Consider the following 7,389-nt stretch of genomic DNA (forward strand, 5'->3'; position numbering starts at 1 on the left):
CAGGTACCGCTCCAGGTCCCCCTCGCCGTCGGCGCCGTTCGCCCCGCAGGAGGCGCGGTGCCCGGTGCTCGACCCGCCGCCGAGCGAGGAGGACCTGGAGCGGTACCTGTGCGGCGACCCCCGCCTGGGCCCCGCCGAGCTGCCCGAGGACGGACCGGTGGGCGCGCTGCTGGAGGGGTACGAGCGGCTCGGCGGCCTCTCCCCCGACGCGTTCCTGGACCGCTGGGCCACCCCCGAGGGCTGGGACTACCCCGACCACATGGGCTTCGTGGTGGAGGACGGCGAGCCGGTGACCGAGCTGAGGGTCCTGCCCGAGGGGTGGATGCTGGACCGCTTCGGGTCCCCGCGCGGCACGTTCCTGGCCCCGGCGGGGGCTCCGTACGAACGGCGCGCCCTGCCGCCGGACTCGCTGAACACGTGGCCGGACGGTCCCGATCACAACTACAACTGCTACGAGGTGACCGAGGAGTTCACCGCGCTGGTGGGGCCGATCGCCCCGCACTTCGAGCAGCCCGGCGGCGGCGAACAGGTGCTCGTCCCCGCCGAGGGGGTCGTGGAGGCGCCCGAGGCGGAGTACGCCTCGGTCGACCAGCTCATGGAGGGCGGCCACCTGGAGCGGCGCCCCGCCGGGGAGTGCGTCCCGGGCGAGGACTCCGCGGGCCGCACCGACACCGCACTGAGGTGAACGAGTGCCGGTGCGCCCGCGCCCCGCGGGGACGGGCGCACCGGCCGGGCACCGCCCGCGGCCGGTGCTGGGCCCGACCGGCGGTGAACGGCTCCGGCGAGGGCGCCAGAGCCAGCGGCGCGGGCCCGGCGCCGAAGGGCGTCCCGCCGGTGGGCGGCAGCCGTCTGCGGCCGATCCGGTCGCCCGGGCCTCACGTGGTGGCGGGGAGTCCGGCGAGCACGAAGCCGTGGACGTCCATCATCCGCGGCCACTGCGCGGACGCGGGGCGCAGCGTCTCGCGATCGCGGGCGACGGCTGGGACGAAACGGAGCGCAGGTCCAGAAAACACCGCCTAGCGGCCGAAGCCGGTGGTCCTGCCCCCGTTCTCCACCTCGCGGCGCAGCCGCTCGCCCTTGGCGTGGGCCTGCTCCTTCAGCTCCTCCTGGAAGCGGGCCATGCGCTCGGTGAGCGCGGGGTCGCCCGCGGCCAGCATCCGCACCGCCAGCAGACCCGCGTTGCGGGACGCGCCCACGGCCACGGTCGCCACCGGCACCCCGGCGGGCATCTGCACGATGGACAGCAGCGAGTCCATGCCGTCGAGGTACTTGAGCGGCACCGGGACGCCCACCACCGGCAGGGTCGTCACGGAGGCCAGCATGCCCGGCAGGTGCGCCGCCCCTCCGGCTCCGGCGATGATCGCCTTCAGGCCGCGGCCGGCGGCCTCGGCCCCGTAGGAGACCATCTCGTGCGGCATGCGGTGCGCCGAGACCACGTCGGCCTCGAAGGGGACGTCGAACTCGCGCAGGGCCTCGGCCGCCTCGCGCATCACCGGCCAGTCGGAGTCCGAGCCCATCACGATGCCCACCACGGGGCCCCTCGCGTCCCGCCCGTTGGCGCTGTCGGTCACTGTTCGTCTCCTCGCAGGTAGGCGGCGGCGTCTCTCGCGCGCGCCAGCAGGTCACGGTAGTCCTCGCCCATCACGGTGACGTGCCCGATCTTGCGGCCCGGACGCACGTCCTTGCCGTAGAAGTGCACCTTCACCTCGGGGTCCTCCGCCATCACGTGCAGGTAGCGGCGGTAGACCTCGGGGTCCTCGCCGCCCAGCAGGTTGGCCATGACGGTGTAGGGCGCGTTGGTGCGCGGCGAGCCCAGCGGCAGGTTCAGCACGGCCCTCAGGTGCTGCTCGAACTGGGAGGTGCGCGCGCCCTCGATGCTCCAGTGGCCCGAGTTGTGCGGGCGCATGGCCAGCTCGTTGACGACCACGCCGTCGGCGGTCTCGAACAGCTCCACGGCCAGGACCCCGGTCACGTCCAGCGCCTGGGCGATCTCGATGGCCAACTGCTGGGCGCGTACGGCCTTGTCCTCGGACAGGCCCGGGGCGGGGGCGATCACCTCGTGGCAGACGCCGCCGCGCTGCACTGTCTCCACGACCGGGTAGACCGCGACCTGCCCGTGCGGGGACCGGGCGACCTGCACGGCCAGCTCGCGCGAGAAGTCCACCTTCTCCTCGACCAGGAGCGGCACCTCCTCGGCGGCGGCGCGGTCCACGACCCCGCGCGCCTCGTCGGCGCCGCCGACGACCCACACGCCCTTGCCGTCGTAGCCGCCGCGGGCCGCCTTGAGCACGACCGGCCACCCGGTCTCCCCGGCGAAGGCGGCGACGTGCTCCGGGGTGGTGACGGCGCGCCAGCGGGGCGAGGGCGCGTCCAGCTCGGCCATGCGGGTGCGCATGCGCAGTTTGTCCTGGGCGAAGCGCAGCGCGTCGCGGCCGGGGCGCAGCAGCCCCCCGGCCTCCTCGACCGCGCGCAGGACGGGTTCGGGCACGTGCTCGTGGTCGAAGGTGACCACGTCGTGGGCCTTGGCGAAGGCCAGGACGTCGTCGAGGCCGCGGTCGTCGCCCAGGGAGACGTCACCGCACACCAGCGCGGCGCTGTCTGTGGGGCTGGTCGCCAGGACCGAGAAGTCGACCCCCAGTGCGATTCCCGCCTGGTGGGTCATCCGGGAGAGTTGGCCCCCTCCCACCATTCCCACGCGCGGGACGGTGCGGTTACGCTCGCTCACAGTTCCTCAACTCACATGCTGCTCGTCAACCGCGGTGACGGGACGGCCCCGCGCGGCGGGACCTGGCCGGATCGGCTCGGAACCCGCGGCCGGGGTCCTGGTGCGACCCCCGGCTAGAGTCTAGGGCGTGCGCGCGCGGCGGTCCCGGCCCCCTCCGCCCCTGGTCGGCGTCCCGGCCGGGACGGGTCCGCGCGGAGGCGGACCCGACCACCCAGACCACAGGACCGGAGGCGCAGAACGTGCGCGACTTCCTCTCCCGCCATCCCGGGATCGCCGAGCTCGTCCGGGAGGTGGGCAAGTTCGGCTCCGTGGGCGCCGTGGCCTACGCGGTGCAGTTGGGGACGACCAACCTGCTGTGGAGCGCGGCCGGGGCGGGCCCGCTCACGGGACAGGTGATCGGAACCCTGTGCTCGATCGCGGTGGCCTTCGTGGGCAACCGGTTCTGGACCTTCGGCGACCGGGCCCGGACGGGCTACGGCCGGGAGACCGCGCTGTTCCTGCTGATGAACGGCGTCGGCATGCTCCTCCAGTTGGCCTGCCTGGGCTTCTCGGTGTACGTGCTGGGGTTCGACGGCCCGCTCGCGAGCAACATCGCGGGCAACGTGGTCGGGGTGGGCCTGGGCACGCTCTTCCGGTTCTTCTCCTACCGCACGTGGGTCTTCCCCGAACAGGGAGGCGACGCGGTCCGCGAACCCGGGGAGGCACCCCTGGACGGGTCTGCCGCCCGGCCCGGAGCCCACAGGCCCTAGCGGGCGGCGGACGCGCTCCTGCGCCGCACCCCGCGGCGGCCCGCCAGCCACACCACCGCCAGCGCGTACAACCCCACCTGGATCAGGGTCAGCACCAGCACCAGCGGCGTGCCCGCGCCCAGGGGCAGGCCGGAGCCGACCATGACCCCGGTGCCGATCTGCTCCATGCGGCCCTCGAACACGCACAGCGTGAACTGCACGAGGCTGTTGACCACGTGCAGGCTGATCGCCGCCTCCAGACCGCCGGTGCGCCAGGTCAGCCAGGACATCCCCAGCCCCATCACCGCGAGCGCCGCGGTCGTCCACGGGTCGCCCGGGTGCGTGGCCAGGTACAGCGCCGCGAACAGGGTTCCGCTGGCCAGGATGGCCGGGCCCGGGGAGCGCAGGACCCGCGAGACCGCCGACCGGCCGCGCCGCTCGTCGGCACGGGCGCCGAGCGCGCCCACCAACTGCATGAGCATGCCGCGCAGGGTCAGCTCCTCGGCCGCCGACTGCAACGGCACCAGCAGCACGATGGCGGTCATCGCCGCGGCGAACACCTCGGTGCCGCCGGAGGCCTCCCGGGGCACCAGGTCGGGCTGGAGGAGTTCGGCCAGCGGCAGGAAGGCCACGACGCACAGGGCGACCGGGACGACCGCCACCGCCGTGCAGCGGACCAGCCATCCCCGGCGCAGCCGTCCCTCGACGGAGAACAGGGAGCCGATCCGGCGCCACTGCACGACGCGGACCAGGAAGATGACGATGGGGATGAACAGCGCCGACGACAGGAGCCCGAAGGCCATCTCGGCGATCACGCTCAGGGTGACCGAGTCCGGGGCCAGCCCGCTGCCGTTGACTATCGCCACGATGGTCACCGACAGGATGATGGCCATCCACAGGAAGAAGACCAGCACCGCGAGGACCGCCAGGGTGAGCGGTGTGAACCACCAGCGGAAGCGGGACGTGCGGCCCAGCCTGTGGTAGGACTCGTCCGCGGGGAGTTCGGCGCGGGCGAAGTGGTTCCTGCGCACGGGCCTCGGCGGCGGCCAGGCCCAGACGTCCGGGTCGGCGGCGGCCACGGCGTAGCCCCCGGGCGGCGTCAGCCTCCCCCCTCCGGGAGGATCCGCCCAGGTCTGCTCCTGCGTGTAGGACCCGGCGGTCCGCCCCTCCGGCCCCTCGGGCGCGGCGGGCCAGGACGAACCAGGCGGTGGCGGCACATTTCCCATCGTGGGCCGAGACTACTATCCGGGCATGTATTGCCAGCGTTAAGGCCACGCCGTTATCGCCTGGTCACGGCACGCACAGGGTAGTGCGAACAGCGCCTGACGAGACCCTCCCCACTCCCTTCTCCTCCGCGACATCCCTCACACCCCTCTCCCCTTGCGCGACGCCCTCGGCGCGCCGTCCCGGCGGCGGCGTGCGACACGGGCCCGCGGGGCGCGGAATGCGCGGCACGGCGCCCTCGTTGAACCTGGTGGCCCGCGGGAGCGATCCGGCAGGCCGCCGTCCCGTCCCGCTGACCTACGATTGAGCACATGTCCTCCACACCATCCACCGAGCAGGTGCACAAAGCCCTGGCCACGGTGCAAGACCCGGAGATCCACCGCCCCATCACCGATCTCGGCATGGTCAAGAGCGTCGACGTCGCCGACGACGGTGCCGTGAGCGTCGGCGTCTACCTCACGGTGGCCGGATGCCCGATGAAGGGCCGTATCGAGAAGGACGTGACCGCCGCGGTGACCAAGGTCGCCGGGGTCACCTCCGTGCGCGTCGAGCTCGACGTGATGAGCGACGAGCAGCGCAAGGAACTGCAGACCAAGCTGCGCGGCGGCCAGGCGGAGAAGGAGATCCCCTTCGCCAAGCCGAACTCGCTCACCCGCGTCTTCGCCGTCGCCTCCGGCAAGGGCGGTGTCGGCAAGTCCTCCGTCACCGTGAACCTGGCCGCGGCCATGGCCGCCCAGGGCCACAAGGTCGGCGTCGTGGACGCCGACATCTACGGCCACTCGGTGCCCCGCATGCTCGGCGCGTCGGACTTCCCGACCAAGGTCGAGGACATGATCCTGCCGCCCACCGCGCATGACATCAAGGTCATCTCGGTCGGCATGTTCACGCAGGGCAACCAGCCGGTGGTGTGGCGGGGCCCGATGCTGCACCGCGCCCTCCAGCAGTTCCTGTCGGACGTGTACTGGGGCGACCTGGACGTGCTGCTGATGGACCTGCCCCCGGGCACCGGCGACATCGCCATCTCCACCGCGCAACTGCTGCCCAACGCCGAGCTGCTCGTGGTGACCACCCCGCAGCAGGCCGCCGCCGAGGTGGCCGAGCGCGCGGGCGCCATCACCGCCCAGACCCACCAGCGGATCGCGGGCGTGATCGAGAACATGTCGTACTACCTGCCGCCGGACGGCGGGGAGCCGGTCCACCTGTTCGGTGAGGGCGGCGGCCGCACGGTCGCCGACGCCCTCACCCGGACGCTGGGAACCGACATCCCGCTGCTGGGCCAGGTGCCGCTGGACACCCGCCTGCGCGAGGGCGGCGACGAGGGCGAGCCCCTGGTGCTGACCGCACCCGAGGCCGAGGCCAGCAAGGTGATCGCCTCGATCGCCGAAACCCTGGTCGGCAAGCCCCGCGGACTGGCCGGTATGCAACTGGGCATCTCCCCGGCGGGCCGCTAGCCGGCGTTTCCCCGGACCTGCGCCCCGCTCCGGCACGCCCGGGCCGCGCACCGCGCGGGGCCCGCGGCCCTGAACGGCGACGGGCCCCCGAGCTCAGTGCTCGGGGGCCCCGGGCGTGTCCGGAGCAGGTCCGTCCGGGTCGGTCAGTCCGACGAGCCCAGCGTGACCGTGGCGGTCTCCCGTCGGCCGTCGCGGTCGTACTCGACCTCGACCTCGTCGCCCGGACTGCGGCTGCGCAGCATGGCGAGCAGCTCCTGGCCCGAGTTCACCGGGCGCCCGTCCAGGGACAGGATGACGTCGCCCGGCTCCAGCCCCGCCTCGTCGGCCGGGCCGCCGCTCTCCACCGCACCCCCTCCACCGGCGATGACCGCGCCCGCGACCGGGCTGTCCAGGTCGATCTCGGCCCCGATGTCGGCGTGGCTGGTCTCGCCGTACTCGACGAGGCGGTTCACGACGCGTTCGACCTCCGCCGACGGGATCGCGAAGCCCAGGCCGATGTTGCCCGTGGGCTCCCCCATGGAACCCATGCTGTAGATCATCGAGTTGACGCCGATGACCCTGCCCTCCAGGTCCACCAGCGGGCCGCCGGAGTTGCCCGGGTTGATGGCGGCGTCGGTCTGGAGCGCGTAGAAGCGGCTGGCGTTCTCGCCCTCGCCGGAGCTGACCGGACGGTTGACGGCGCTGATGATGCCCTGCGTGACGGTTCCGGACAGGCCCAGGGGCGCGCCGATGGCGATCACCTCGTCGCCGACGATGACCTGCTCGGAGTCGCCGAACTGGAGCGGCTCGACGTCGATCGGGTCGGCCAGCGACAGTACCGCGAGGTCGGAGCTGGGGTCGGAGCCGACCACGGAGGCGTCGGAGAGGCTGCCGTCGCTGTACTCCACGACGATGCCGTCCGCCTCCAGACCGGCGGAGACGTGGTCGTTGGTCACCACGTAGTTCCCGTCGATGACGAACCCGGAGCCGCTGCTCGGGACGGTGGGATCGGCGCTGTGGATGAACACCACGCTCGGGCTGACCCGCTGGGCCACACCGGCGATGGTGTCGGGGTCGCGCTGGGGCGCCTCGGGCGGCGGCTCGTTCATGACCGGGCCCTCCTCCTGCTCGGTCTCGCCGGCGGAGGAGCCGTCGAGGAGGTTGCCCGCGACACCGCCCGCGCCTCCGGCGATGAGCGCGACGACGAGCATGCCCGACAGCGCCATCCACACCGGGACGCCGCGCCGGGGCCGCTCGGGCGCGGCGTCCCGGTGTGGATGGC

The 7,389-nt window shown here is 73.4% G+C and carries 7 protein-coding genes; 3 read left to right on the forward strand and 4 right to left on the reverse strand.

Annotated features, from left to right (window positions below; translation table 11 throughout):
* Nucleotides 1-685 (forward strand): TNT domain-containing protein (locus ABD54_RS24220; protein WP_047871852.1); only part of this gene is annotated, 685 nt, incomplete at its 5' end.
* Nucleotides 686-1,016: 331 nt separating this feature from the next.
* Here the strand turns inward: ABD54_RS24220 and purE are convergent.
* Nucleotides 1,017-1,571 (reverse strand): 5-(carboxyamino)imidazole ribonucleotide mutase, encoded by a 555-nt coding sequence (gene purE, locus ABD54_RS24225; RefSeq protein ID WP_235432181.1) that lies wholly within the window; start codon nt 1,569-1,571, stop codon nt 1,017-1,019.
* On the reverse strand, nt 1,568-2,725 hold the full coding sequence (locus ABD54_RS24230; RefSeq protein ID WP_082166973.1) for a 5-(carboxyamino)imidazole ribonucleotide synthase: 1,158 nt from the start codon (nt 2,723-2,725) through the stop codon (nt 1,568-1,570). Before ABD54_RS24230 ends, purE begins: the two co-directional genes overlap by 4 nt.
* A gap of 239 nt (nt 2,726-2,964) precedes the next feature.
* On the opposite strand from ABD54_RS24230, the gene ABD54_RS24235 reads away from it, so the two are divergent.
* Complete coding sequence (locus ABD54_RS24235; protein WP_047871850.1) at nt 2,965-3,474, forward strand: GtrA family protein; 510 nt, start codon at nt 2,965-2,967, stop codon at nt 3,472-3,474.
* Here the strand turns inward: ABD54_RS24235 and ABD54_RS24240 are convergent.
* The gene (locus tag ABD54_RS24240; protein WP_200904185.1) at nt 3,471-4,532 is read right to left on the reverse strand and encodes a CPBP family intramembrane glutamic endopeptidase; all 1,062 of its coding nucleotides are present in this window, start codon (nt 4,530-4,532) and stop codon (nt 3,471-3,473) included. The genes ABD54_RS24235 and ABD54_RS24240 overlap by 4 nt on opposite strands.
* 456 nt (nt 4,533-4,988) lie before the next feature.
* Here ABD54_RS24240 and ABD54_RS24245 point away from each other — a divergent pair, with 456 nt between their 5' ends.
* The gene (locus ABD54_RS24245) at nt 4,989-6,128 is read left to right on the forward strand and encodes an Mrp/NBP35 family ATP-binding protein (RefSeq protein ID WP_047871851.1); all 1,140 of its coding nucleotides are present in this window, start codon (nt 4,989-4,991) and stop codon (nt 6,126-6,128) included.
* A gap of 143 nt (nt 6,129-6,271) precedes the next feature.
* Here the strand turns inward: ABD54_RS24245 and ABD54_RS24250 are convergent.
* Nucleotides 6,272-7,389, reverse strand: a 1,118-nt coding sequence (locus ABD54_RS24250) for a S1C family serine protease (protein WP_047871856.1), incomplete at its 5' end; no start/stop codon positions are given.

The sequence above is a fragment of the Nocardiopsis sp. RV163 genome (genome assembly GCF_001029525.1).
Lineage (GTDB): Bacteria > Actinomycetota > Actinomycetes > Streptosporangiales > Streptosporangiaceae > Nocardiopsis > Nocardiopsis dassonvillei.